This window comes from Cupriavidus sp. GW822-FHT02D05 (assembly GCF_058802485.1).
In genome coordinates, this window is record NZ_JBXAOE010000009.1 from 74,414 (window position 1) to 100,534 (window position 26,121).

Below are 26,121 nucleotides of genomic sequence, written 5' to 3' on the forward strand. Positions count from 1 at the left end.
TGACTCGGGCATGGCTTGCTGGCTTGCTATTGCAACCGCTTGCCTGTCGTAGGGATGCCATCGGGGCGGCAACGTCCGCATTAAGTGCCGGTCATGCGGCAGGTTTTGTCGATATGGTAGATGGAGGCAGATCCGTCATGGACCTGAATAACGAATCCTGCGTGGAGGGGGGCGACGCGGTTGCCGACGCAGCCCGCGTCACCTTCGTCGAGGGCGATCACAGCGTGATGCTGCGCGAGTTCCTAGTGGCGAACTACGACCGGCTGCACAGCCGGCTATTGCGTCATCTGCGTTGTCCCGACCTGGCTAGCGAGTCCCTGCACGATGCCTGGCTGCAATTGGGAAAACGGAGGGTTTGCGCGCAGATCCAGAGTCCCGAAGCCTACGTGTACCGCATGGCCTGCAACCAGGCGGTGGACCGCCTGCGCGCCAACCGGTCGTGGCAATATACTGGTGACGCCGGCGCCGAACTGGAGTACATCGTCGACGCCGCGCCAGGTCCGGCAACCATTGTCGAGGCCCGGTCCGAGCTTGTGGCGGTGGTCGATGCTCTCGGTCGCCTGCCATATCGCCATCAAGCGGTCCTGGTCGCGCTGCGCGTCGAAGAGCAGACTCGCCAGGAGGTGGCGGCGTTTCATCGCCTGTCAATGCGCAGCGTCGACAAGATGCTGAGGCGGGCCCTGGACCTGTGCGCCGAGGGTACTGGTCGGACGGTGACGGTGGGTGCGAACGCGTCCCGCTGTGCGTCGCCGCGATGGCGGATCAAGTGGGGCGCCGCCGGCGTCGCGATCTCTCCGGTAGAGTAGCCACGAGATGAAGGTCAGCCGCGGCTGGGTTTGAGGGGCTGTGGTGCCATGTCCAACTGCCAAAGCGCTCTCGGTTTGCATGCGCCAGCTCGACAATTGAGTTGCAGCGGACACTACAGCGCATCGATACGTAACCAAAATCGATCTTCCGAATTCGCCCCCGCCGCGCTGCCTTCGACAGCACGGTCATCCAGCGCCGCACAATCCGTGCATGTCGGGTGTTGAATGGACGCATTCTTTGCTCGCCATCATCTTTGTCTGCTGTTCCATATGTTCGCTTTCCAAATCCGATTGTTGAGTTGCCTCTGCAGCGAGTCTAAAAGAAAGGGGGCTATGACGACCGGCGTCGCCAAAAAAGAAACCCCACACTCGAACGGTGTGGGGTTTGTCAGAGATCTGCCGGCATTGCGCCGGCAGCTACTGCATCAATCGGCGCGTCTCAGCGGCCGGCCTTGCCCGAGCACGCGGTAGCGTTGCCGAGGTTCAGGTTATTGCCGCTGCTATTGGTCAGCAGGTTGTTGCGGATCGCAGTGACGATCGTGGCCGGCAGCTTGGCGAAGCCGTTGCCTTCGATTCGCGACGTGTTGTCGTTGACACCGCTATAGGTGTAGTGACGGTCCAGGAAGCCCAGGATCTTGCTCAGCACGCTGCTGTTGCTGTAGCACGTCACGTGGTCGAGGAAGGTCACGCCCGAAATCGGGTAGCCACTGGCGGGATCGGCGACCGTCGGCGCCCAGCTTGTCGGGTCAGCGAGATTGCTGCCCAGCGTCAGGTTGGTCAGAGCCAACGTGGTGTTGGCGGAAGAGGGCGTGTAGGCCGTGGAGTTGTTCTTGTTGCGCAGCGATGCAGCAGTCAGATTCTTCGTGGCCGCGGTCGAGGTCGGTGCCAGCGTCGTGTTGATGTAATCCGGGCTGAGGTAACCGATGACATTGGTGCGAGCATCGATCGCATCACGGACACCAGCGCTCAGCGATGCAGCTACAAAGTTCGTGCTCACGTTCTTCGGGTTGAGCGGGTCGTTGGGCGCGGCATTGATCAGCGCCACAACGTCGGAGAAGCGCGTGGTGACCGGAAAGTTGATCAGGGAATTGCCTGATGCCGTGCTGCAGACCGCGTTCAGGTGGCGGGTGAAGATCTCGGTAGTGCCGCTGCTGTCGCTACGGTAGACGACATTGATGTCGCTGGCGGGATAGCTGACGTTGACCTTGTCCCAGGTCTTCCACTTGCCGGAGAAGATGCCGCACAGTTGGTTGGCGGTAAGGGTAAGGGCGCTCAGCGTACCGACCTTGAACGGAATGCCTACCGCAGTGCCGACGGAAGGCATCTGCACCAGATTGCCGTCAGTTGCAGCGCGGGTGTAGCCGCTGATGTCCGTCGACGACAGCACGGAATCGCTGCCGGCGAAATGAACCACCGCGTCGGTGCGCGGAGGCGTGTAGGTGTTGTTGAAGGCAGTTGCCACGTTGGTCAGCAGGGCCGTCTTGCCGGCACCGCTGCCGGTGGAGGCGTACAGATAGTCCGGAGCAAAGGCGCCGATTTCCGCCTTGTACAGGAACTCGGGCAGCGATGCGCCGCCGCCGACCACGTTTTGGGCCATGGCCGACGAGGCCGAGAAAGCGACGGCCAGGCAGGCCGCGTTGATCAGTGCGTGCTTCAGTTTCACAGTGCAACTCCCGTTGATTGGGTGGAAAGCATTTAAGGATTGATGCATGACTTCACTTGCCGCGGACGTCGTTTAGAAGGTGCTGGAGTGGTTGCCGTCCGCAATGAAATTATTGGATGGCGAAATGAAGAAGGCGGGATGAAATGGTGAAGAGACGACGAAGCTGGCTCATGCATTTTCGTCATTTAGCGAACGAAAAAAGGTGCGTCGCGGATATGAAGAGCAGACTTCTGATCGGGCGTCGCTTATGGGGATTGCTACGGTAGCGATGCGGGTCTTCTTGTCTATTTTTTTACGGAAACCGATCAGAAAAAGCCAAAGCGCCACGGCGATTGCGATATTCGTCTGATGGCCGTGATCTTCGCAGATTTCGTCATGGGTACGCAAATCGCTGTTTGTAGCTTAGCGTTAACGCGGCCGGAATGAGCCAGCGACGACAGGGTGCTTCGGAACAAGGGCGAGTGACTGTGTATCTTCATCAAAACGGGCATGACTCGGGCCAGGCACCAGGGGAGCACTGCGGACACTCTGGACTTGAGGTCCGTTCGATGAATCTGGTATTGCATCCAAGAGAAGCGCGCATGATCACGCTGCAGGCGTATCTCGATGAATTTGGTAGTAGCTTGACACCAAGTCGTCTGCCGCAGGCGCGTTGTCCGATCTGTCATCAGCCGCTCCTACTGATCGCCGCATGCAGCCTGCGCATCAAGCCGCGTTTCAGCCACGACACGCACAAGCGATCTCGTTGTCCGCTGGTGCGAAATGGCGACTCGCCCGAGGAGATCACCGTGACTGCGGAACCCAATGGAGCGCTGGCTGCATGGCATCGCGCTCGCTTCTTGCGCAAGTGGCAATGGCACCTTGGCTTGATGCGTCACGTACACTATGTCCCTTCCCTGACGATACAGCGCTTTATCTCGTTGATTGACGTGGCGACGTGTCGCAATCTTTGGGCCTACCCCGGGTTGCGAGAAGAGTGCGTGCCATATGTGCTGCTCGCCTACGCAGGCTTCATGCGCGGCGAGCGTGGATATCGTGAGGGCGGTAGCTGGGTACGATTCTGGTTTGATGCCACCGTGCGCGACATACGTGATCTCCATGAGCCTCGTACGGATCCACCGCGTTTTTTTCGCACGCACTATGCGCGCCCGCGGTCCGCACCGCTGCCGGCGCAACATCACCTATTTCATGTGCAGGAGGTGGGCTTGCTGGGGAGCTATCTCGAAGAGCCAGCTCCGAACGTATCCACATCCGACATCGAAGCGTTCTGGGCGCTTGCGGGGCGGACGTTGCCATGAGATCACGGGAGAGCGGTGCTGCCGTGGTGACGGCGTTACTGGTGGTGGCGCTGGCGACGACGCTGGTCGCAACCATGTTCGCACAGCAGCAAGTGGCCACACGTTCAGTGGAGGCGCATCGTCTGCGCATGCAGGCAGAATCCATGCAGTGGCTGGTGGTGGAGCGGGCGCGATTGCAGTTGCTCGATAGCAGCCGGGTGGCATCTGTCGATCACCTGCGCCAGCGCTGGGCCCAGCCGCTGCAGCCCATACGTGCGGCGGAGTTGCTCGGCCCCCAGGCCGTGCGCCTGGCTGGCTTCTCGGACGCTCCGCAAGCCATGATGGTCAGCTCGCGCGTGCGGGATGCGCAGGCGCGTTTCAACCTGGCAACCTTGATTGCGCCCGGAGAAGCCGGCAAGCCGGCCGGGGTTCGTGTCAGTGGCGTGGCACTCTATCAGCGGCTTCTCACCTCCTTGTCGTTGAACCCGGAGCTGGCCTCGGTGACAGCGACATACATGCTAAAGACCTCTCAGGGTGGTGGCTCGGCACGAGAGGGCCTGCCGCTAGTGCAGATGCGGGATCTGCTCGCCATTCCCGGCTATACGCGGGATACGGTTCGCGCGCTGATTCCCTACGTGGTGATACTTCCGGTCGCGACTTCGATCAACCTCAACACGGCCGAGGCGCAGGTGCTGGCCGCATGCATTCCCGGTTTGTCCGTGTCGCAGGCCAGCGCCTTGGTGTCGGACCGGGAGCGGGCGTACTTTCGTGACGTGGGCGACCTTAGCCTCAGGCTCAAGGCCATCGCGCCAGGACTGCCCGAGCCGCAAGGCCTGCTCCTGGAGACGCGCAGCCAGTACTTCCTGGTTCAAGGTGAGGTTCGCAACGCGCGTGCCGTATTGCGTCTAGAGGCATTGGTGCTGCGTGAGGGCATTGGCGCAGCGGTGCGTACGCGAGTGGTGTGGTCTAGCGATCCTGAAACGCAGGAGCTCGATTGATGCATGGGGCGATGACGTATGGATTCGGGATGGTACTGCTCATGGCACCTTGCGCGCTGGCGTACGCAGACTGCTTTGAAGCTGCCGGTACCTATCACGGCGTGAATCCGGTGATCTTGCGCGCGATCGCGTGGCAGGAGTCGCGCTTTCGGCCGGACGCCGTCAATCGCAATGTTAATCAGTCGGTGGACATGGGGATGATGCAGATCAACTCGATTCACTTGCCGGAGTTGAGGCGCTATGGCGTCGAGGCAAAGACGCTCTACGATGGTTGCGCCAGCATCTACATCGGAGCGTGGCACCTGCGTCGCAAGATGAACAAGTATGGCAACACCTGGACGGCTGTCGGCGCCTACCATTCGGAGACACCCGCGCTGCGGGACCGCTATGCTGCGTCCGTTGTGGCGATCATCCGTGGATGGTCGATCCCGCCGGCTGGCGGGAACACGCGCCCTGCCTCAGATTGAGCAGGCGGATGGGCTCGGGGCCTAGCGCTTGGCCCCACTAGGCGCGCTCAGCTCCGCGTCTATGGAAACCTGTCCCTCTTCCGCGCCAGTCACAGTTTTAGCGTCCAGTTGCAGTGGCTTGACCCCGTACTCCTTGCGTACGGATTCCAGCCACTGCATCCAGGCGTGGAAGGAGATGCGAGGCACCTCCACTCGCAACGTGCTGTCTTCGACCCTGACGCTGGCATCCGCTATGCCATGGCGCGCTAGTGAGGCTGTCAGCGCAGATTTCCATTCGCCTGGCGTGTGCGCCGTTGGGTCGGGCAGAGCGCGCAGCGCCGCGGCCTGCGCCGCCAGCGCCTGCATGTGCGCCGCCTGCTCACGCTGGAGCGGCAGATCGCGCTCCAGGCGTACGATGGCGTTGGTGGCAGGCTCCCAGCCAACAAACCAGCCCAGCGTGGCTGAGAGGACCAGTGCGCATAACAGCAGTGCACGCCGTTCTCGCGGGGCTCGGGCCAGCCAAGCGGCGCGAGCCCTTGCTAAGGGCGGCTTCACGTGAAGCGCATACCTGCGCAGCAGTTGACGGGGCAGCATGGCGAGCTGCTCATCATCGGCCTGGGATTTCATGTGCGGCTCCTCAGGATCCATTGGCCGTCCTCCAGGCGCGCACTCACGCCAGCCTTCTCGAGGCGGGATCGCAGGCCATTGGTGTCAATTTTTGCATTACTGCCGGAGAAGATCAAACGCACGCGAAGGCTACCCTCGTGGTAGCCAATCTCGCTGACAGCGGTAACGGGGACCGGGCCCAGCGCAGTGGCGAAGCGATCGGCGAGTATCGCAAAATCTCCTGCGGCGGGTTGGCCCTTCGCTTCGCGGAGGCTATTCAATTGTTGCTGCATCTGCGCCAGTGCGTCGACGATCGGGCCAGTCTTGGGGAAATGCTCGCGAAGCAGGCTGTTCATCGTTTCCGTTAGGGCATCCTGCTGACGCTGTAGTGACCACCATTGCGCATTGACCCCAGCTAGGCAGAGCAGGCTGGCCGCCAGCGCGAGGCCAAGCGGCCAGGCATTCGAGGCAGGGGTTGCCGCGCCACGGCGGCGGTTCGCCGTTAGTTCGAATTGGCAGGCGTCCATTTGCGGAAGGGCGCGTGCGCCGGCAATCCACAGCGGCCACTCTGCGGCCTGTGCGTGGCGATCGTCGGGAAGATGCGGATGAAGCGCTTTGTCGGCGTACAGCGTGCTGCCTGCCAGCGGGCCACAAATCCAAGCTAGTGCCTCAGCAGGGGGAAGTGCAACGCCATAGGTAGCGTCGCCGGACTGGCGCACGGTGAGCAACCATGGCGTATCGGCTACGCCGGCTTCGGTATTCCCGTCGGGCGCGGTGGCAACCCGGAAGTCGGAGTCGGGTTCCGGCAAGCCCCCGGTCGGCTGAGCTGCCGGAGCCGGCTCAAGTACGACGGTGCCGCAGCCGCGGTCTCCCGGCGGTAGGCATAGTACCGCTGGCAGCAGGCGCAGGCGCCGTTGACCGAAGGCGCCCAGGAGGAGGCTGAGCCATTGGCGGTCGGCTATGGCCAGTGTGGCTTGACCGTCGGCATGACGGGCCAAAACGGCGATATGGCAGTGTTCGGCATCGCGGATCAGGTGTTCTTCGACCAGGCCCGGCAGCGTCTCGCGAAGCAGTGTGCCGGCGACGGCCGGCAGAGGTACTCGTAGCACGAGCATATCGCGAGAGTCGGCAAGCAGCACCGTTTCGTGTGCAAGCGGTAGTTCCGCGGATATAGCGTGGCCGGTCCGCAGCAGGTGCCCGTCTGCGTCTGCGATGGCATAGGCCAATGCGTCGCGCAGCGGGTCAAACAGGCTGGCTGTGCGATGTGCGGTCGATAGCGGCGCAGGGCAGGCCGGCAGGCGTACATAACAGGTCGCGACGGTTTCGGACATTGGATCGGCGCTCGTGGGAATTCGGACGGCACGCGTGAAAAGGCGGGCGGCTTATGGAGTGGGTGCCAGAACGCGGCGGTAGGCGGTTGGGGGGGCTCCAGTCAATACCACGACTTCCACCCCGGTTACCCGGTTGAGTGGCAGTATGGGAGATGCACCTGCCAGTACGGGCGGAGGGCGAACGCCGCCGTCACGCACGGCCCAGCCCGCGCTGATCGCATTGGCGGAGTTCCCGAGATTGCCGCTCGGATCAATCCAGCCGCGTACCTCTAGCCCAACGGCATGCTCGACCAGTGCCTGACGCTCGGAGGGCGGCGCTTCGAGTGCGGCGCGCGCGGCTTCGCGGCTGGCCACCGGGGCCGAGATGCTGCGCCACAAGATGCCATCTGCGGTGCGGTAACCGACCACTTGCCAGCGCGTCGGCCGGCCCGGCTCACGCAATGCGCGCACGATGTGCAACTGTGCGCCATCAAACTGGATCGCCCCGGCACCCAGTTGGGCGTCGGGCACGGCCTCGGCGAGATCGTAGCTGAGTTGCGCGAACAGGCGATCCAGCGAGCGGGTCTCCGCCATACTGTCGGCCACGGCATGCTGGCCGCGGATGATGCCATCGAGCGAGCGCCAGGAGACCACAGCGATGATAGCCAGGATGGCGATGGCGATGATCATCTCCATCAACGTGAAGCCGCGACGGTTGCATATGGTGCGGTACTTACCGATCCGAACGAGAGCCATCTGTCATCACCGTGGCCAGTTGGGCAAGCCGCGTGCCTGCGTCATTGCCGTCGCTATTTCGATAGACCGAGATCACCACGAGGCGAATTAGTGGATCCGCGGTGGGACTGACGCTTTCCTCGCAGCGAAGCGCCACCCGCCCTTGGTCGCAGGCAAAGCGGCGTGTGCCGGGTTCCGGCCAGCGTCTGGCCAGGCGCAGTTCGGCAAGCCGGTTGGCTGCGCTCCATTCGGCCACACTGCGCGCGCGCAGGCTGTCGCTGCTGTCGGCCAGCAGACCGGCCACACGTAGGCAGGCGCCGAGCGCCACGGCGACGATGGTCAAGGCTACCAGCACTTCGATCAGCGTGAACCCGCCAGGCGATGAGGGCCGAGGCGTAGCCGGCATAGGCCGTCCCGAGAGGCTGAGGACACGGCAAACCATGCCGTGTGGCCGGAGTGTATGGCGCGCGGGCCGTCGCCTACTGGACCACATAGCGGCCTGGCGCGGTGGTTAGGATGCTGGCGCGCGCCCCGTCGCGCTCCAGCGTAATGGTGAGCGTGGGCTCCATTGGCTCGCGTCCGAACAAGACTCTCACCGCGCCGGCCTGTGGCGCGGAATTCGGCTGCGCCACAGTGAGCGCCGATAGCGGTGCCCCCCAACTGCTAGCACGCAGTATCTCGTCGCGCATGGGTTGCCAGCCTTCTCCATCGCGGACCAGGAACCGGTAGCTTTGCGGCGTCGCTTCCCATGCGATGGGCTGCGCTCGCAACCTGGCTTCCTGGTGCGCATCCTGTAGCAGCAGGATCAGTCGTTGGGCCTGATGCTCTAGCAAGTTGCGAGGGCTAGGTTGGGCATTGACCACAACAAGCCCGCTGACGATGCCGATGATGACCACCACCACCATCATCTCAAGCAGCGTGAAGCCGTATTGACTCTTGCCTGAATACTGGCGGGCCATGAGGCGGCGGCTTGACGTGGCGATCATGACAGGGCCTATTCCCATGATCCGATGTCTGCGTCATTACCAGCGCCGTTAGGTTGGCCGTCGGCGCCAAAGCTGAAGATGTCGATTTCGCCCCGGACGCCCGGATTCACGAACTGGTAAGGCTGGCCCCAGGCGTCCTTGGGCAGTTTCTCGAGGTATCCGCCACTCTTCCAGTTGTTGGGCAGCGGCTCCGCCGTCGGGCGCGCGATGAGGGCTTGCAGTCCCTGTTCGGCCGTGGGATATCGACCATTGTCAAGCCGGTACAGCTTGAGCGCCTGCATGATCGCGGCGATATCCTGGCGTGCTGCGACTCGCCGGGCCTCGTCTGGCCGGCTCATGATCTTGGGCACCACCAGCGCGGCCAACACACCGAGAATGACGATCACCACCATGATTTCGATCAGGGTAAAGCCGGCGGCGGAACGTGTCCGCATGGTCGTTGGCACATTGGGCGAATTCATCGTAGTTTCCGCAAGAAGTCTGTCATGCCTGCGCGGTACAAAGCTGCAAGGGCCGCGCTCCGGGATGGGCCAGGGTGATTCTGTCGAAGATGTGGGGCAAACCGGTTACGCGCCTTACGCGGTTTCTGACACCAAAACTTCATACGAGAGGCTCACCGCCATGACCCGGTCAATATTCGCGCGTGTGCGCGGCTCCGCGCTGGTGGCCCGCTTTGCGCATCCAGCGGTCTATCGCCAGCGACTCCTCACGCTCGTTTGCGCGTTGGCCTGCATCGCCGCGGCGGGATACTGGGGCACGCGCCTGCACGCCGCGAGGCAAGCTAGCGTGCCGGCGGCCAAGGCAATCTCGGCTCCATTCGTATCGGGAGAGGGAGCGCGGCTGTTCGGTGCCCGTTCGGCCAAGGATAGTGAACTTCCAATCACGGTTAGCGGCGTCATTCGCACCGGCAGAGATGCTGGGGAGGCAAGTGGCGCAGCGGTGATCGCAGTGAATGGCAAGCCGCCACGGCTTGTGCTGACTGGGCGCGAAGCGGCGCCAGGCCTGGTGCTAGAGGAGGTTGGCGAGCGCTTGGTTGTGCTGTCAAGCTACGGCGTACGACGGGAGGTGCGCATGGCGGCAGCGCCGAAGGTACCGGTACTGTCCTCTTTTACGACGATTGGCGGGCATGAGTGGGATGATGGCGCGCCAGCGCTTGTGAGTAATGTGCCGCGGGCCGGCTCACAGACCGCAGTCAAATAGCCGCGACCCGCAGATACGGCTTGCTGACGATGTGTGGGCGCGATACGCAACTGCCTTGCATATCGAGAAAGGTCGAGCGGATGGCGATGTCCGTTCTTCGGATCAGCGGTCCGTGCTTCGCCAATCCATTTCTCGATACATCGGCCTTTGGCGATGGCCTCAGAGCGCATCCTCCCACGCCGTCATCGGCCGGGGAACAGCTTCGGCGCCTGGCCGGCTCTTGTAGGTGTCGTACTGTGCGAAGCCCGAGAAGTCCAGACCGGTCAGGCTGGCAAGCTTGGCCACGCCAATCCTGAAGGTCTCCACGACCGGGGCGATGCCGTCCGCAGGTGGCTTGAGCGCGACGCGGGCTTCCTTGAGCAACTTTTCCTGGCTGACCACGAAGGCGCTTGCCTGCGGCTGCTGGTCGGGGCCTACGCGCAAGATCACCTTCCAGAACAGTAGTGGCACATTAATACCGTCGCAAGGTGCCACATTGTCGTCGTCGAGGACTGGCCCCGTCAGCACGGTGACCTTGGCGTTAGTCTTCAGTACGCCGAATTCGAGAATGTAGCGCTCCAGGCCTTGCCAGAACTTGATGCTCTCGTTGAAGCGGAAGTGTTGCGGCGTGCAATTCGTCCGGTGGAACGTATCCGCATTGGCTCTGGCTGCTTGCTCCGGCGTGCCCCAGGTGGGATCGCTGCGGCGCGTGAGGTGGCCACGATCGAAGTACGTACTCCAGGCGCCATAGAAGTCTTGGCCGATATAGTGGCGAGGGTCCATGCGGTCGTCGTCGTACCAGCTGTCACCTTCCGGCCCGATTTTGGGCGCGCCGGTATCGCGATCAATGTCGATATAGTGCGCGGCGTCGATATTCACGGCCGACACGAATGCCATCCGGCGCGGTGCGCAGATCATGATGGAGAAATTCTCGTACTCAAGCAGGGCAGGGTTACCGGGCACGCCGTTCTTCAGGGGCGCGATTTCGCCGGAGCGTGTTTGTACGAGGTCAGGCAGTGTAATGGCCAGGCCGTCGATGAAGTGCGGGTTGTAGCCGTTGCGGTTTTTATAGTTCCGGTCGAGTCGCATGCGCTCGGCATATTGCAGCCCGCGCGGCAGTGTTTCGCTTGCGGAGGGCAGCACCAGTGCGGATTGGCTTGCTGAGAGGTGCTGCGTGTCGGCTTGCCGCGCGACGCGCACGCTGATCTCCAGCGGTACCAGGACGACCTGGCGGGTTTCCGTGTTTTCTGCGTTTTCAGCGGACATGGTACTTCCCGTGGCGATTGGTTGTAGGGATTCGCCCCCGAGGTGGAGGACGTGGGCGCCCGGCGGCGGGTTTCCGGGTGCCAGTGGGGCAATCGGGACGGCGGTGGGCAGCGCCGCGTCGCCGGCAGCCAGCGCGGCGCCTAGCAGGGCCTGGGCGGGGGCGGCGAGGCTTGCGAGGTCCCGTCGCAGTTGAGCGACGATGGCGCTTGCGCGAATGCCCTCATTGACTGTCATGGGGATGGCGACGCCGTCGACTGAGACCGTATCCAGATGCGGGACGCCCCAGTGATGCAGCGCGACCACCTCCCAGTTGTCATTCGCGACGGGCGAGCCGGAGGAGCCTTCCTCGGTGTCGGCGGCGTAGTGCAGGCAATGCTCGGCGCCACCGCCTTCTCCGCGTGCCAGCAGGCGGTTTTCCCTTACCACGACTTGCTTGCGGCGGCCCTGTGGATGCTCGATGATGTTCACTGTCATCCCCAGCGCATGCTTGTCCGGACGGTCGCTCAGGCTCAGGTAGCCAAAGCTCGTAATGTCGTTCGGGCCGGCGAGCCGCTCACCCACCGCTACGATGGCGAAGTCAAGCTGATAGATCGGACTTGACAGCCAGAAGCGCTGAGGCGCGAGGGCAAAGCGTGAGCCGATCAAGGGCGTTCCGTCTTCTGTTGTCTCGAAGTTGAACTCGATCAGGGCGGCTGCGGCATCCGTGGCGGTCTCCAGCACATGGTTGTTCGTGATGAACAGGGCGGGACTGATCAGGAAGCCGGTTGCCAGTGCAGAGCCCGTGTCTGAGCGGACGATAGCGACGGCGCGGCTGCGACGGGTGCCCAGGGCAAGGAATGAGGATGGCAGGTAATCGATACTGTCGCCCTGCAGCGATTCCGCGCCCATGCGTGCGGCGAAGTTCTTTGCCCTGGCGCGGTCCGGCTCCGCCGCCAACGGATCTTTGCTCCATACTGCCAGCAGTGAGGCTTTGCGCTGGTCGGCGGTGATTGCCGCGCGCTCGCGTACCAGGCTGTCCAGCTGTTGCTTGACGTCGTTCACGTTTACCTCCTAGGGGAGAAGCCGATAGCGTGCTTGCCAAGCTAGCGGCCGTTGATGACCGCCGGATGACAAAGGGACAGCGGCCGTGTCAGCGCACCATCTGGTTGATCTCCAGGATTGGCATCAGCACCGCAAGCACGATCAACAGCACCATCAGGCCCATGCCTAGTATCAGCGCAGGTTCTAGCAGGCCGGTGATGAACAGCGTCCGCCGCTCCAACTGACTGGCCTCGCCCTCGGCCGCGCGCTCGAGCATCTCAGGTAGTTTGCCGGTGGATTCGCCAGAGCGGATCAGATGAATCAGCACTGGCGGGAATTGGTTGGCGGAGGCGAGGGCGCGGGCCAGTGATGTGCCCTCGCGCACGCGCGAGATGGCGTCTTCCACGTTATCGCGCAATGCCACGTTGTTAAGGGTTTCGCCGGCCGCCTGCAGTGCGCGCAGGATCGGCACGCCGGCGCTGGTGAGAATGGCCAGCGTGCTGGCGAAGCGCGCGGTGTTGTAGCCGCGCACAAGCTTTCCGAGCAGCGGCGCCGTGAGCAGCCAGGCATGCCAGCGGTGGCGCGGGCCGGGTAGGGCGAGAATGCGGCGAACCAGCCACGCTGCGGCGACGCAAACGAGCGCGGCCAGCCAGCCCCAGTCGCGCGCGAAATCGCTGCAGGCGAGCATGATGGTCGTAATCGTCGGCAGTTTCTGCTTGGTGGTGGTAAACACCCCTACCACTTGCGGGACCACGTAGGTCAGCAGGAAGATGACGATGCCGAACGCGACCACGGTGACCACAGCGGGATAGGTAAAGGCGAGCTTGATCTTCTGTGTCAAGGCATTGCGGCTCTCGATATAGTCCGCCAGCTTCGTCAGCACCACATGCAGCTTCCCGCTGTGTTCCCCGGCGGAAACCAGGGCGCGGTAGATGTCGGGAAAGTCCCGAGGGTGTTGCGAGAGTGCCCCGGAGAAGGATTGGCCAGAGATGACCTCGGCGCGGATCGCGCCGATGAGTTCCCGTACATAGGTACGCTCTGCCTGGTCGGCTAGTGCCCCCAGCGCTTCGTTGAGCGGAAGGCCAGCGGTCAGCAGGCTTGCCACCTGACGGGTGAAGAGCGCTTGCTCCTGGGTGCCCAGGCGACTGCCGAAGGTGCTGCTTCCTGCCGGCGCGGCGGTCACTACCATCACTTTGAGCGGGGTCAGGCCGCGCGTGCGGAGTTGGCCGCGCGCGGCGCGGCTGCCCTCGGCCTCGATCATGCCGCGATAGATCTTGCCGGCAAAATCTACGGCTTCATAGCGAAAAGCTGGCATGCCGAGACTCCCTCTCAATCTTTGCTGACGCGCAGCACTTCTTCCAGCGAGGTCAGGCCGGCGTCGATCCAGCGCTGCCCGTCCTGGCGCATGCTGAGCATGCCGGCGCTGACCGCCGCCGCGCGGATATCGGCATCGGCCGCACGCTGATGGATTTGCTTGCGCACTTGGTCGTCTACCACCAGCAGCTCGTAGATGCCGGAGCGGCCCTGGTACCCGGTGGGCCCACACCGGGTACAGCCGCGTGGGTGCCAGAGACCTTCCTGTTCCCACTTGCAGGCCGGACAGAGGCGCCGGACCAATCGCTGCGCCAGTACGCCGAGAAGGCTGGAGGCAAGCAAGTAGGGTTCTACCCCCATGTCGGTGAGCCGGGTGACTGCCGAAGCGGCATCGTTTGTATGCAGGGTCGCGAGCACGAGGTGGCCGGTCAATGAGGCCTGCACTGCAATCTGGGCTGTCTCCAGGTCACGGATTTCGCCAATCATGATGACGTCGGGGTCCTGGCGTAGGATGGCGCGCAGCGCCTTGCCGAAGGTCATGTCGATACGCGCGTTGACCTGGGTCTGGCCGATGCCGTCCAAGTCATACTCAATAGGGTCCTCGACCGTCATGATGTTGGTGGCGGCAGCGTCCAGCCGGGACAAAGCGGCATACAGGGTCGTGGTTTTGCCCGAGCCTGTGGGGCCGGTGACCAGCACGATGCCGTGCGGCTGCTGGATCTGGCGATCGAACAGCCTCAGCGTATCCGCGCTCATGCCAAGCTTCGCCAGGTCGAGCCGGCTAGCATCTTTGTCAAGCAGGCGCAGCACCGCCCGTTCGCCGTGTCCGGTGGGCAGAGTGGAGACGCGCACGTCCACGGCGCGGCCAGCCACCCGTAGCGTAATGCGCCCGTCTTGGGGCAGACGCTTCTCCGCGATATCCAGCTGCGCCATGATCTTGATGCGGGAGATCAGCGCGCCGTGCAGTGCCTTGTTGGGTCGGACGATATCGCGCATGGTGCCATCCACGCGCTGCCGTACCACCGAACTTTGTTCGAAGGCTTCGATGTGGATGTCCGATGCGCCCTCGCGCGCTGCCTGGGTGAGCAGGGCGTTGATCATGCGTATTACCGGCGCATCGTCCTCGGCTTCCAGCAGGTCTTCTACGGCTGGCAGCTCCTGCATCAGCCGCGACAGGTCGATCTCGCCCTCCACTTCTCCCACTACTTGCGCTGCGGAGCCTTCGTTGGCCGCATACGCTTGTGACAGAGCCTGTTGCAGGGCTTCGGCGCTAAGCATGACAAGGCGGTTGATGCCAAATGTTCGTACGGCTTCGGCGATGGCTTGGGCAGAGGTGTCGGGGCATAGCCACGCTTCCGGCACGTCACCGGGCCGCGGTACGACCAGCAGCCTAGCCGCTCGGGCCCAGGCATAGGGCACCAGGCGCGCGTTGGCAGAGCGACGGGAGGGGGTGGCGGCGGGCGTGACCATCATCCGCCTCGCTCGTCGGGGCTTGTCACCGGCCGTGCAGGGGCGGTGTTGGGCGTAACAGGTGTCGCGATCTCGCCGGCAGCGTCGGGCATCGGTCCCGCGGGACGCGGTGGGGGAACGGAAAGGCTGCTGCCGCCGGCCTGCGGGCGGGCCGGAGGTACCGCGCGGCGGTTGCCCAAGGGCAGCGGCGCGCCGTCCGGCTGTCCGGACGTTGCCGGCAATTGGGGCGTATCGTCATCGCGCACAAACCAGTTGTCGCTAGGGTAGCGTGCACCCTCGTTGCGCATGTAGTCATAGCGCGTCATTACGACATTGCGCGCGGACTCGGGCGTGCGCACGATGGTGGGCCGCAGGAACACCATCAGGTTGGTCTTACGGCGTTGCTTGTTCTCGTAGCGGAACAGCGCGCCGAGCAACGGGATATCGCCAAGGCCCGGCACCTTGTCCACGCCTTCGTTGTAGGAATCCTGCATAAGGCCGCCGAGCACGATGATGTCACCAGTATCAACCATTACCGAGGTTTCCAGCGCGCGCTTGTTGGTGGTGGGGCCGTTATTGCCGCCCGCCGAGATCACGTCCGAGGTCTCTTGGTAGATCTGTAGCTTGACGCCGTCGCCGTCGGTGATCTGCGGGCGTACGCGCAAGGTCAACCCCACGTCCTGGCGTTCGATGGTCTGAAACGGCGTGACACTAGCCGAGCTGCCGGTCTGAGCGTAGGAGCCTGTGACGAAGGGCAGGTTCTGGCCGACCATGATACGGGCCTCCTCATTATCCAGCGTCATCAAGTTCGGGGTGGACAGGATATTGACGCCCTGCTGTGTGCTAAGCGCGCGCAACAACGCATTGAGCCCCAACTTGCCGCTGATGACGCCGACATTCAGGCCGCCGGCACTGGCTACATTCGCCGCAAGCGATGGCAGGATGCCCCCGCCGGTGACCGCGCCTGCGCCCAGGGTGACGATGTTCTGTCCGCCGCTGCCGAAATTGGTGCCGCTGAATAGGCGTCCGTTCTGCACCTGCCACTGGATGCCGAGCTCAGCGGCGTTGTCCGAGGTGATCTCCACGATCATGGACTCGACGTAGACTTGGGCCCGGCGGGTATCTAGTTCGTCGATCAGTGCACGCAGGTTGCGATAGACCGGCTCGGAGGCCGTGATCAGCAGGGAGTTGGTGGCGGGGTCGGCTTGGATGGTGCCGCCAGTGGTGGCAGGGGCCGCGCTGCCGGTGCTCGCCCCCATGTTCGAGGTGCCAAAGCCGCCGCTGGTTGTAGTGGTGGTGGCGCCGCCAAGCCCACCGCCCAGGCTCCCGCCCACGCCGCTGCCCGTGGGGAGAGGTGGCATCGACGGATAGGAGCCGCTGCTGGCTGTCGCTTGTGCGATGCCGCCGCTGCTCGTCATTGACAGCGTGGCGTCCGCCGCCACCAGCGCCCGCAGGGTTTGGGCCAATGTAGCGGCACTAGCATTCTTGAGCGGCACCATATACATATTGCCTGGGCGGCTGGAAGGACGGTCCAGCTTGGCCACCAGCGCCTTGGATTGCTGCAGCCGCTCTGTGCTTGGGGCGCGGATCAGCAGTGTGTTGCTGCGCGGCTCTGCCACCACCGATACGCGAAGGCCGGCTTCGCCACTGCCGCCGCTTGCGCTGCCGGCAGTGGCACTGCCGCTGGTCGCGGCGTTACCCGGATCGAGCATGCGCTGCAGCAGGACTGCCACATCGCTGGCAATCACGTGGCGCAGCGGCACCACCTCCACATCGCCTCCTGCCACGCCTTTGTCGACGGCAGCGATGATGTCGGCGATGCGGCGCACGTTGTCGGCGTAGTCTGTGACAACGATGGTGTTGTTGTTTGCGTAGGCATTGATCACGCTGTTTGGCGTGATCAACGGGCGCAGCACGGGTATCAGCGTGGTTGCGGACTCCTGCTTGAGGCGGAATACCTGCGTGATGACCTGATTGCCACGCGTGCCGGTCTCGTTTGCGTTGCCAATGACCGTCGCCATCGCCTGAAGTTTTGCGTCGGCCTCGGGAACAACCTTCAAGATGTCACCGTCCTCCACCATGGCATAGCCTTGCAGACGCAGGGCCGACTGCAGCGTGCGCATGGCTTGCGTGGTGGTCAGCGGCTTGTCCGAGGACAGGCTAAGCGAGCCTTTGACACGAGGGTCGAGCAGCACCGTCTTTCCGTGCGCGGTAGCGATGGCCTGCACTACCTGGACAATCTCAGCGTTATCGAACTCCAGCGTAACGCGTCGCTGAGGTTGCGGGGAGACCTGCGCCGAAAGCACCCCTTGCGGCAGGCTGGCGGTCAAGGCAAGCAGCAGTGCGCAAGCGCGCCCAGGATTGCATTTGAGGTTCATGTTCGGCATGCGGGATGGCCGTGACTGGGGTCGCTTTAGCACGGCGACAGTGAGTTGGCGGAATGCCGTCGGGGTGGCGCGTCACCAAAGGTTGCTGGTGGGACATGGCAGAGCGCATACGCTATCTGGTTAGTGCAACAGAGCCATGGCGTCGAAAGGCCAGTTCCTGCCATCAGGATGTCATCTTGCGCACGCCTCGCGGTTTGGCCCATTCCTTGCGCGGTGTGGTGCGGCGTACTGGCGCGAACGTACCCATTCGTCGTCAAGGAGTCGGCCTGCGGTATCCCCTACCCGACAGAGCGAGACGGCATACGGCGTCTCAAGTTGCCATGCGTGGCACATACGACATACCTTGTCTGGGGGACTGATTCCTGCTCGAGGTACGAACCCTCCTCCTGCGCTTATTCATTACCGCACGAGGTACCGGAGATGCTGACTTGCTTGATGGCGCTGTCGCCATTGATTTTTTCGGCCTTCTCTGCGCGATTGTTGGCGAGGAGGGTGCGCATCTCGACCCAGCACTCCGCAGACACTAGGTATGCGTGCGGGCGTTGGTGCTTTGTGATCAGTACCGGTTGCTCTTGCGCGGCCTCCAAGGCACGGGAGGGGTTGGCACTGAACTTTGTTACGCTGATGACCCACTGACTTTCCGTCATGCCGTAACCTTTTAATGTAGAGACGAGACGACCGCCCTTGGCAAAATCAGGCGGTCGTCCGCAATCGCGGCGGGCGAAGCCTTGTTGGCGGCTGGAGAAATGTGGTGTTGCTCTGCCCGGTTGGAGCGGCATCGGATCCTCGGTATTGCCTCGCTCTTTGCTTGCCTCGCCTTCGTTGTCAACGCGAGGCGCGACTGTCAATATTCTTTCGGGTTCTAGTGAACACAGGCGTTTCGCCAAAGGCTCATGGGTTTGATGACGCTGGGTGGAGATTGTGCGGCTGGCTCCCAGGCCCGTTCACGTGGTGCCCAGCGCAAACGGTAGCGTGCTCGTCACAGCAATCGTAGGCAGAAATACCTGATGCTAAGAAGCCGAGATGGCGGATTCGTTACAAAATCTACAGAGATTGCGTCGGCGGTCTGTTGTTCGGCCCAATAACGTATAGCCATCCGGGGTTCGGGGCCGATTACCCCTATCAAGTGGGGTCCATCCGCGTGTCCTGAGCGCAGGGTCGAATGGCGCTTTTTCCGCCTGAAGCTATTGCGCGAACGGTTTGCTCACGCTATGCCGTCCTGTCGGCGGTCGCGTTGACAGGATGCTTGCCATTTCCCCTACTCAGTGATCGCTATCCATGAAAGCCAATGTATTAATTGGATGCCGAATGTAACAAAAAAAATGCCACACCGAGGTAGTCAGGAAACGACGCTGTGCGTTAATGAAATATGGTCGGGACCGCCGAAGTGTCACCAAGCGAGCGGACCGGACTCGATGGACCTGCCTTGACCACGGGGAGCGGCAATTGTGGATAGCACTTTAGGCCTGAATTCAAATATTGCGTTATCGAGTGTTGCGAAGGCTTTGTTCAAAGGCACCACGACCTGTGGTTGCCGAGTTGTCGGCGCAAGCGGATATGGAGGGGGTCCCACCTTGCTGCTGTTTGGTGGAGTGCCGGCACGGTCCGAGCGTTTTTTGTATATAGAAGAGCCGTTGGCAGAGGCGGTCTCCGCAGTCGAGTGCATCCCATTCGAGGGCGTCACAAGGGATGTGGCCCTGGTCAGCGATTTGACCGAGGAAGGGAAGATCACTCTGCGTCTCTTGCCCGGAACGGATCAAGAGCAGGGCGTTTTCTTGCGAATCGAGGAGCTGGCGTCATTTCCCGGTGAGGACTCTTTGGTCGGGAATTTCGTCGGGCAGGTCTGGGCGCTTGAGGAGGGGGGCAAACTTGATATAGAAGTAACAGCCACCGAAGCTGGTTACCGCTTGTTGGCTCGTATCCCGGGCAACTGTGTTGCTTACGGCATCCTGGTCGACTCGGATTCCGGCTTGTGTCCTGTCGAATTGCGGATTGACGGTCCGCGTAGCTGCCTAATCAGGGGAAAGCCCCTCGTCGGGTACGCGTTCTGGCGACGTGATATGTCGATGTTTGCCGTCGCCGTACCCCTTGCGGGCGGAGGGATTCTGTACGTTGGCCAACCGCAGCGCGAGATACTTACCAGTTTGTAGGGGGGCTTGACTGCCGAGCCCAGGACAAATCGCGCCATCGGATTCCTCGAACGCCGCGAGTTCGCCAACGCAGACGGAGTCGCCGCTGTCTCCTGTGTCGAGCCAACCGGCGTCGACTGCGGTTCAGTCCACCGCGTGGCCTGCCGGACGCTAATAGATCCAGTGCTCACCGCCAGAGAGCTGATAGGGGCCGGGATGGGGCTTTGGGCCGGGGCGCTTTCCCCCATCGCCCGATCCTGATCGATGGAGCAAGCGGAGAGAAGGGCCGGAGGCCGACACTAGGTTACCTAGTGAGGTTACCAGACAGCATAGTTGCCGTTCGGGTCTGAGCAATGGGATCTTCAACCCTGTCCACCTTTCTAGGGCAGGCAACGACTGTAAATAGCATGGCAGGGGTACGGCATCTGTGCCCAGCATGGGACCAGATAGCAAAGCGAACTCATCGCATCGCGTGGCAAGGATGGGGTTGGTCGACCAGATGGAGCTTTCCGGGCCATACGACAGGCCATGTACAAATGACGGTCAGGGCATCGATTGATGGCGGTTGATACTGTGGCGCCGAACCGCCGACATCCCGCCGGCACCAGCCTGGTCAGTTACTCGATTGAAGTCACTCGTGCTAGTTCTTGTCCGACAGCATAGACCCGGCTAGGCTGGAACAGGGAGCGAGCGAGATCGAATTCGAATCGTACCACCAGGTTACGGATCTGCCGCCAACGGCAGGGCAGCGCGTTCCGGCCTTGCCAGTAGGCACAACAGGCGGAAACGCATTGTATGGCCTCCCGATGAAGGTATACCTCACCGGCTTGATATCGCAGATACGCAGTTACCAGCTCACGTAACCTCAGCGCGGTAGCATGTTGTGGCTCAACTAGGGGCGAATCCCCTCGCGCCATGGCGATTCCGAGTGCGTGGTATGGAGCGGCGGCGCGCGCCAGTTCGCCCGCGTTGCGGGCCGTATGCCAAATCACAAACATTCCGCTCATAGTGACCGTGTACTTTCGTTTGGAGTCGACAACGATGTCGACGATCGCGTCTCGCGTCGGCATAGCGTAGCCAGTCTTGCGTTGAATGTCACGATTAGTGTGTGTACGATTGGTGTGCACCCCACCACAGTAGGGGGTTATGAAAATGACCCTACGCCGGCGCTTTGGCACGCGCATTCGAGACCTACGGAAAGCCACAGGCCTCTCCCAAGAGGCTTTTGCAGATCGAGTGGGATTTGCCCGTACCTACATGAGCCGCATAGAGACAGGAGGTGCCAATCCCTCTCTCGATGCGATCGAAACGCTCGCGACAGCTTTACGGATCAGTGTTGCTGATCTCTTCAGCACACTTTGATTTGATGGCCGGCGCCGGGGCGCTCCCCTAAAGTTCTTCAGAAGCTCATGGTACGAAGCAAGCCGGTCTCCGATATACTTTCATCTTCGTGAAATAAAGATGTGTCCGCTACTTTCGGGCCCCCCATAACTTTGTCTTGCACATGCCACGACCTTTGCCAGATTCAACATTGCCATCGCGCGCCACGATCAAGATGTGCTCCCATCTTGGGGATAGGGTGCGCGCGACTCGCGCCGCCCAAGGCCTACCAATTGATCAGGCTGCCCGAACGTGTGGGGTGTCTGTGGGAATGCTGTCGAAGCTAGAGAACGGAAAGGGCGTTCATCTTGACTATGTCCTCCGCGCTCTAGCCGGTTTGGGTTTGACAATGCTGGTCGTCCCGAAGGATCACGTGCCTCTTCTTGAGCAAGCCGCATCTCATGCAGCGCGCGAGTCTAAGGCGTACGAAGTTGGGGGGGCGAGGGATTTGGAATGGGACTAATTGCCGTCCCGGCACGGCAATTAGCATGCGGCAATCGCGAAATGCCACGGCTGGCGAAACCCGCACGACTCATGCCGCAACGCTGAAGGGCAGAAATGGGATGGGCAGGGTGAGATGCCGGGCTCGTTGCGGCGGGCCGTCGCATTTGCGAATGGGATGACGTTCCGCGTCCGACCGGGCTGAGTGGGAAGACGGATTGGAAAGGTTGCCACCACGCTTACAGCCAGCTCAAGCGCTATTTACGGGACCAGGTCTGACCGCATCAGAGGTTAATCAAGGAGGTCCGATCCCGATCAGGGACCGAGCATCCTGGTGTTAGCTCATCCAAGCTGCCGTGACAGGACATCGCAGCCGAACTAGCGCCTCGATTTTCGCAAAATCGGCGGCGAGCGTTCGAGCGTGGATGGGTTCGTTGTGTAATGTGCGATCCGGTTCCGAAGCTCTCGGCGCTGCTTGCACGGTCTTCCCTGGCCGACGTAGGGAAGAACAGTTTTGAGCCATGGATTCCACATCTGGGCATCAAATCGCCCGGTGAACATCTTCTGCCAGAACGCAAACTTGAGTTCCGTAATGCCCTTGCTCGCGGTGGCTTGGCACCTCCGGTCAAGGTCAAAAATCCCCGGTACCGCCCCGACGGCAACTCCTCCACGGAAGTGACGATAAATAGATTGTCGCGTTGGAACGTTGCCATGACTTGCCTCCTATAACTGGGGGACATTTAGCCTAGCATTGGCGTGCTGAATCACAAGTGAAGGTCGCTGCCTCAATGCCGGGCGCCAGGGGAGTGCGCGGTACCGCACGAGGGTGGCGTCGCCGGTGGCCTCGCCCTGCGAGGTGCCGGAGATTGAGCGACTGGTCTGGGCGCTTGACCCGGTGGCTCTGGGGCCTATGCCTTCGTGAAGGGGCGGGCAGCGCTTGTGGAGGTCACCGATGGGCAATACCGCACATTCTGCTGCAGTGCGAGACTAGCGCCGCTCGTCCAATCATTGACCACGGCATGGGGCTTCTCCATTAACCAGATGAAAAAGACGCGGGTTGCTCGCGCCTGAACTGGCCCAACGCGTCCGCGCAGGCGCAAGACGCGGCCGTGGCCCGTGCAAGGCGCGGGTGCAGCTGCAGGCCGAGCGCGACGCGCTCTGCCGGCAACTGGCGGAGGCAGAGCAGGCGCTTGCGCATGGCGAGGCGGCACAGGAAGGCCTGCGAGCCAAACTCGAAGCGGCGCTGAGCTGGCCGAGAGGGCTGATGCGGAAGCCACCGCGACGCGTCGCCTGGTAGGCAGCATGCGCTGGGCGCCGGCGACGAAAACCGAGTTCAAGCCGGGGCCGTGCTGAGGGGGGAGGCCGGAGGTGTCGGATGGCTTTTATCCACCGCGCGAGGGGACAAGCCTGTGGACAAGCCGCGCGGGGTCGAGTGCCAGCGGCGTCAGCAGATTTGATTAAAATTTAAGCAGCGAGGGTGGCCGTGTCTTCCCGCCGGCACTGATTCCCACAACAGCCATCACCTAGAACAACCCTGAAGTCCAGCGCTCCCGCAAGACGGCACAACGCGGAATCCGGCGCGGCCCCAAATCTGTTCACCCACACCATGTCGATTGAAATCGAGCGCGCCCAAGCAACTATCTGGATCCATCATCCTGATGGCCCAGCACGGCCCGACCCTGGCCGACCTGCAGGCGGCAGGCTGCTTTGTCGAGATACTGCCGACCCCATCGTCTGGGCCAGTGCGCTACCGCAACGCACAGGGGCAGAGCTGGGACGGCCGCGGCGCCATGCCGGAGTGGCTGCAGCGCGCGGTCCCACACGGGGCAGACGGAGGAGCTTTTCCGGGTGGGGTATGTTATGCGATCAACCGGCCAATAGGGCGCCGTGGGCCAAGGCAGACCGCGGGGCACTCGCAAGTTGCCACCTTGCCGTGCCGTCGGACCAAACGCTCCTTGCGAGGCCGTGCCACCCATAGGCCGTTTCGTCGAAGCCGTTAATGCAGACGGCAACATTGGGCCATCCACTCGGGCCCCTCCTCGGTGGGGACACAACAAATACAATGTGACACAAGAGCGTCATGAATGGCTGTGTACTATTAGGCACACAGAGAGCACTTGTTTTGCACTCGATATTTTCGTGCGCTGCGGCACCTCAGTCGAAAGTTTGATTTTTTGTTCCAAAGGGTCCCCATGAAAATCGACATCAAAGACGACCGCGATCGGGTCATTTTCTCCCATGAAGCAGAAAACAACAGTATCCGACTGACGCTGCAGGCGGCGGCTGGCGCCTTTACCCGCTCTGAACGGATCGCCGCTGGGATCATGGATCTTCATAATGCGAACTTGGCTGATGCGGATCTTGCCGGCATAGTTCTTCGTTCCGCCGAACTGCGTTTCGCCAACATGAGCGGGGCGAAACTGAGTAGCGCATCCCTGAGCGGCGCGGATTTGCACGGCGTGAATCTCGACGGTGCGGATCTCACTGGCAGCGAATTCATCAATGCCGATCTGACCTATGCGCAACTCCGCGCGGCCAACTTCACCAACGCGAATCTCAGTGGTGCGGACTTAGAGCAGGCCGACTTTCTCTATGCTGATTTTACCGGTGCTGATCTCACGGGCGCCCGTCTCGCCAACGTAGAAGACGCCTGCGGCGCCTACTTTTCCGGTGCGACATTGAGCTGGGCAAATTTTTCGCGAACGGACATGCCCGGTGTCACGCTGAGCGGTGCGGATTGCAGGGCTGCCATTTTTACTGAGGCCAATCTGTTCGATGCGGACCTGAGCGGAGCGAATCTGTCGAAGGCCACTTTTCTTTGTGCGCGGCTGGGTGAAGCCGACATGAGCAATGCGAACCTCACGGGCGCAAACTTGCTCGAGGCCAATCTCACCCGCGCGAACTTAACGGGTGCAAATCTCACGTACGCGAATCTAGCGCGCGCGAACCTCACGGGTGCAAATCTCAAGGAGGCGAACCTTACCGGGGCAAATTTGGCCGGAGCAAACCTTGACGGTGCGACGCTTCCAGATGCTTACAGTGGATCGCCTGCGCAAGAGGACTCGGAATGACCACCGAGCGATACAAGAAGGCGCAACGGGTAGATCATTTGAGCCGCATCGGCTACTCCATTGAGACTGGGAAGCCTCGAAAATACCTTACCTAATCACCGTCAACGTTAACGACGGCAGTGCGGTCACCAAGCAATTTGATCCAGAGATCGATGGCCGTCTGCACGCCGGACTTGCTATCGATACGTCGATTACGCCAGAAGAACGAGCCGCGATCCCCCGCATCCTGAGGGTGAGGGAGCGGCGGCGTGGTGGGGTGCCAGCGATCCTGGGCTGGAGCGTCGGACCTTTTATCATCTGCGAGCGTTTGCGCGAAATTCTGGAAGAGTTGGAACCTGGACGGCATGACTTCGTGCCGATCGAGATTCGCAGCCTGGGCGCGGGGCCCAATGAAAAGGTGTTCGGCACCTACTACCTGATCTTGTGCCCAGTGCGACTCGACGCTTTGATCATCGAGGAGACCACTTTTACCAAAGGATTTGGCTGCGAAGGCTATGAACGCAGCGCAGATATAGATACGGACGACGATGCGCAGTGCGTGCTTGATCAGGACGTCATTGAGGGTCATCACTTCTGGCAACTGCCACGGGACTACGGCCAAACACAGAGCCACCCAGACCACTACATCACGGGTTACTTCTGCTCGGACGCGCTATGGAGGCACATCAGGGCAGAGAAGATGGACGGCTGGGCCACCGAGAAGAAGTGCATTGCCAAACGCAGAGGAACATGACGGACGTACGTGTCCGAGGCCCAGCATGCCGTTTCAGCGATACTCCATCGAATCGAACTCGTCAGAAAGCGCCGTGGTTGACACTATCGGCTTTTCCGATATTACAGGACTTCTGATGTTCCGATGGTGGTAGATTCACGGTGACTTATTTTCGACACCATTTTCAATGGAAGTATGAACATGCCTTACCTGATCAACGACAACGTAAACGATGGCAGTGCGGTGACTAAAGAATTCGACCCCGAAATCGATGGTCGTCTTGAAGCGCGTCTATCTATCGGTACGTCGATCACGCCAGACGAGAGAGCCGCGATCCCCCGCGTGTTGAGGGTGAGGGAGCGGCGGCGTGGCGGGATTCCTGCGATCTTGGGCTGGAGTGGTGGCCCTTTCATCATTTGCGAGCGCTTGCGCGACATCCTGGAAGAACTGGAACCCGGACGGCATGACTTCGTGCCGATCGAGATTCGTAGCTTGGACTCGGGACCCAATGAAAAGGTGTTCGGCACCTACTACCTGATCCTGTGTCCGGTGCGACTCGACGCCGTGATCGTTGAGGAGACCACTTTCACCAAAGGATTTGGCCGAGAAGGCTATGAACGTGGCGCACAAATAGCTACGAAGGACGATGCGCAGTGCGTGCTTGATCAGAATGTCATCGAGGGTCATCACTTCTGGCAACTGCCACGGGATTACGGCCAAACACGGAGCCACCCAGACCGCTGTATCCCCAGCTACTTCTGCTCGGACGAGCTATGGAGGCACATCAGGGCAGAGAAGATGGACGGCTGGGCCACCGAGAAGAAGTGCATTGCCAAACGCAGAGGAGCATGATGGACGCACGTGTCCGAGGCCCAACGTGCCGTTTCAGCGATACTCCATCGAATCGAATTCGTCAGAACGCACTGCGGTGGGACTATCGGTTTTT

The 26,121-nt window shown here is 61.8% G+C and carries 24 protein-coding genes; 12 read left to right on the plus strand and 12 right to left on the minus strand.

The window, feature by feature from the left end; all coding sequences use genetic code 11:
• Window positions 1-137: 137 nt before the first annotated feature.
• Entirely contained in the window at window positions 138-806 is a 669-nt protein-coding gene (locus AC1RQK_RS13820) for an RNA polymerase sigma factor (protein ID WP_492809374.1), read from the plus strand.
• A 439-nt stretch (window positions 807-1,245) separates the two neighbouring features.
• Here the strand turns inward: AC1RQK_RS13820 and AC1RQK_RS13825 are convergent, their stop codons facing one another.
• Entirely contained in the window at window positions 1,246-2,469 is a 1,224-nt protein-coding gene (locus AC1RQK_RS13825; protein WP_492809375.1) for a substrate-binding domain-containing protein, read from the minus strand.
• Window positions 2,470-3,050: 581 nt separating this feature from the next.
• Here AC1RQK_RS13825 and AC1RQK_RS13830 point away from each other — a divergent pair.
• From AC1RQK_RS13830 to AC1RQK_RS13840, 3 genes are read left to right on the plus strand one after another with little or no spacing between them, the layout of a single operon-like run.
• Window positions 3,051-3,767, plus strand: a complete 717-nt coding sequence (locus AC1RQK_RS13830; protein ID WP_492809376.1) for a hypothetical protein — start codon at window positions 3,051-3,053, stop codon at window positions 3,765-3,767.
• Entirely contained in the window at window positions 3,764-4,744 is a 981-nt protein-coding gene (gene gspK, locus AC1RQK_RS13835; protein ID WP_492809377.1) for a type II secretion system minor pseudopilin GspK, read from the plus strand. Before AC1RQK_RS13830 ends, gspK begins: the two co-directional genes overlap by 4 nt.
• 29 nt (window positions 4,745-4,773) lie before the next feature.
• The gene (locus tag AC1RQK_RS13840) at window positions 4,774-5,211 is read left to right on the plus strand and encodes a lytic transglycosylase domain-containing protein (RefSeq protein WP_492809378.1); all 438 of its coding nucleotides are present in this window, start codon (window positions 4,774-4,776) and stop codon (window positions 5,209-5,211) included.
• Between the two features lie 21 nt (window positions 5,212-5,232).
• On the opposite strand, the gene AC1RQK_RS13845 is transcribed toward AC1RQK_RS13840, so the two are convergent.
• The 6 genes from AC1RQK_RS13845 to gspG form a co-directional block, all read right to left on the minus strand.
• Window positions 5,233-5,817, minus strand: a complete 585-nt coding sequence (locus tag AC1RQK_RS13845) for a type II secretion system protein M (protein WP_492809379.1) — start codon at window positions 5,815-5,817, stop codon at window positions 5,233-5,235.
• Window positions 5,814-7,127 carry a type II secretion system protein GspL gene (gspL, locus tag AC1RQK_RS13850; RefSeq protein WP_492809380.1) on the minus strand — a complete coding sequence of 438 codons (1,314 nt, stop codon included), beginning with the start codon at window positions 7,125-7,127 and terminating at the stop codon, window positions 5,814-5,816. Before gspL ends, AC1RQK_RS13845 begins: the two co-directional genes overlap by 4 nt.
• A gap of 51 nt (window positions 7,128-7,178) precedes the next feature.
• Window positions 7,179-7,802, minus strand: a complete 624-nt coding sequence (locus tag AC1RQK_RS13855; protein WP_492809381.1) for a PulJ/GspJ family protein — start codon at window positions 7,800-7,802, stop codon at window positions 7,179-7,181.
• A gap of 37 nt (window positions 7,803-7,839) precedes the next feature.
• Window positions 7,840-8,247, minus strand: a complete 408-nt coding sequence (gspI, locus tag AC1RQK_RS13860; RefSeq protein ID WP_492809382.1) for a type II secretion system minor pseudopilin GspI — start codon at window positions 8,245-8,247, stop codon at window positions 7,840-7,842.
• A 73-nt stretch (window positions 8,248-8,320) separates the two neighbouring features.
• On the minus strand, window positions 8,321-8,827 hold the full coding sequence (gene gspH, locus AC1RQK_RS13865; RefSeq protein ID WP_492809383.1) for a type II secretion system minor pseudopilin GspH: 507 nt from the start codon (window positions 8,825-8,827) through the stop codon (window positions 8,321-8,323).
• 8 nt (window positions 8,828-8,835) lie between these two features.
• Window positions 8,836-9,261, minus strand: a complete 426-nt coding sequence (gene gspG / locus AC1RQK_RS13870) for a type II secretion system major pseudopilin GspG (RefSeq protein ID WP_492809527.1) — start codon at window positions 9,259-9,261, stop codon at window positions 8,836-8,838.
• On the opposite strand from gspG, the gene AC1RQK_RS13875 reads away from it, so the two are divergent.
• Window positions 9,203-10,027, plus strand: a complete 825-nt coding sequence (locus AC1RQK_RS13875; protein WP_492809547.1) for a hypothetical protein — start codon at window positions 9,203-9,205, stop codon at window positions 10,025-10,027. The genes gspG and AC1RQK_RS13875 overlap by 59 nt on opposite strands.
• Window positions 10,028-10,186: 159 nt before the next feature.
• Here the strand turns inward: AC1RQK_RS13875 and AC1RQK_RS13880 are convergent, their stop codons facing one another.
• From AC1RQK_RS13880 to AC1RQK_RS13900, 5 genes are all read right to left on the minus strand, one after another.
• The gene (locus tag AC1RQK_RS13880) at window positions 10,187-12,313 is read right to left on the minus strand and encodes a DNA/RNA non-specific endonuclease (RefSeq protein WP_492809384.1); all 2,127 of its coding nucleotides are present in this window, start codon (window positions 12,311-12,313) and stop codon (window positions 10,187-10,189) included.
• An 88-nt stretch (window positions 12,314-12,401) separates the two neighbouring features.
• Entirely contained in the window at window positions 12,402-13,607 is a 1,206-nt protein-coding gene (gspF, locus tag AC1RQK_RS13885) for a type II secretion system inner membrane protein GspF (RefSeq protein ID WP_492809385.1), read from the minus strand.
• 14 nt (window positions 13,608-13,621) lie between these two features.
• On the minus strand, window positions 13,622-15,076 hold the full coding sequence (gene gspE, locus AC1RQK_RS13890; protein ID WP_492809529.1) for a type II secretion system ATPase GspE: 1,455 nt from the start codon (window positions 15,074-15,076) through the stop codon (window positions 13,622-13,624).
• Window positions 15,076-17,433 (minus strand): type II secretion system secretin GspD, encoded by a 2,358-nt coding sequence (gspD, locus tag AC1RQK_RS13895; RefSeq protein WP_492809386.1) that lies wholly within the window; start codon window positions 17,431-17,433, stop codon window positions 15,076-15,078. Before gspD ends, gspE begins: the two co-directional genes overlap by 1 nt.
• A gap of 401 nt (window positions 17,434-17,834) precedes the next feature.
• A complete protein-coding gene (locus AC1RQK_RS13900) occupies window positions 17,835-18,290 on the minus strand; it encodes a type II toxin-antitoxin system prevent-host-death family antitoxin (protein WP_492809387.1) in 456 nt (151 codons plus the stop codon).
• A gap of 726 nt (window positions 18,291-19,016) precedes the next feature.
• Between AC1RQK_RS13900 and AC1RQK_RS13905 the strand changes: the two genes are divergently transcribed.
• From AC1RQK_RS13905 to AC1RQK_RS13935, 7 genes are all read left to right on the plus strand, one after another.
• The gene (locus tag AC1RQK_RS13905) at window positions 19,017-19,592 is read left to right on the plus strand and encodes a hypothetical protein (protein ID WP_492809388.1); all 576 of its coding nucleotides are present in this window, start codon (window positions 19,017-19,019) and stop codon (window positions 19,590-19,592) included.
• Between the two features lie 1,131 nt (window positions 19,593-20,723).
• Window positions 20,724-20,933, plus strand: coding sequence for a helix-turn-helix domain-containing protein (locus AC1RQK_RS13910; RefSeq protein ID WP_492809531.1), 210 nt, complete (start codon window positions 20,724-20,726; stop codon window positions 20,931-20,933).
• 193 nt (window positions 20,934-21,126) lie between these two features.
• On the plus strand, window positions 21,127-21,414 hold the full coding sequence (locus AC1RQK_RS13915) for a helix-turn-helix domain-containing protein (RefSeq protein WP_492809532.1): 288 nt from the start codon (window positions 21,127-21,129) through the stop codon (window positions 21,412-21,414).
• A gap of 1,636 nt (window positions 21,415-23,050) precedes the next feature.
• Window positions 23,051-23,392, plus strand: a complete 342-nt coding sequence (locus tag AC1RQK_RS13920; protein ID WP_492809389.1) for an H-NS family nucleoid-associated regulatory protein — start codon at window positions 23,051-23,053, stop codon at window positions 23,390-23,392.
• Between the two features lie 192 nt (window positions 23,393-23,584).
• The gene (locus AC1RQK_RS13925; RefSeq protein ID WP_492809390.1) at window positions 23,585-24,463 is read left to right on the plus strand and encodes a pentapeptide repeat-containing protein; all 879 of its coding nucleotides are present in this window, start codon (window positions 23,585-23,587) and stop codon (window positions 24,461-24,463) included.
• Between the two features lie 232 nt (window positions 24,464-24,695).
• Entirely contained in the window at window positions 24,696-25,196 is a 501-nt protein-coding gene (locus AC1RQK_RS13930; protein ID WP_492809391.1) for an imm11 family protein, read from the plus strand.
• A gap of 180 nt (window positions 25,197-25,376) precedes the next feature.
• Complete coding sequence (locus tag AC1RQK_RS13935; protein WP_477134788.1) at window positions 25,377-26,027, plus strand: imm11 family protein; 651 nt, start codon at window positions 25,377-25,379, stop codon at window positions 26,025-26,027.
• Window positions 26,028-26,121: the final 94 nt, after the last annotated feature.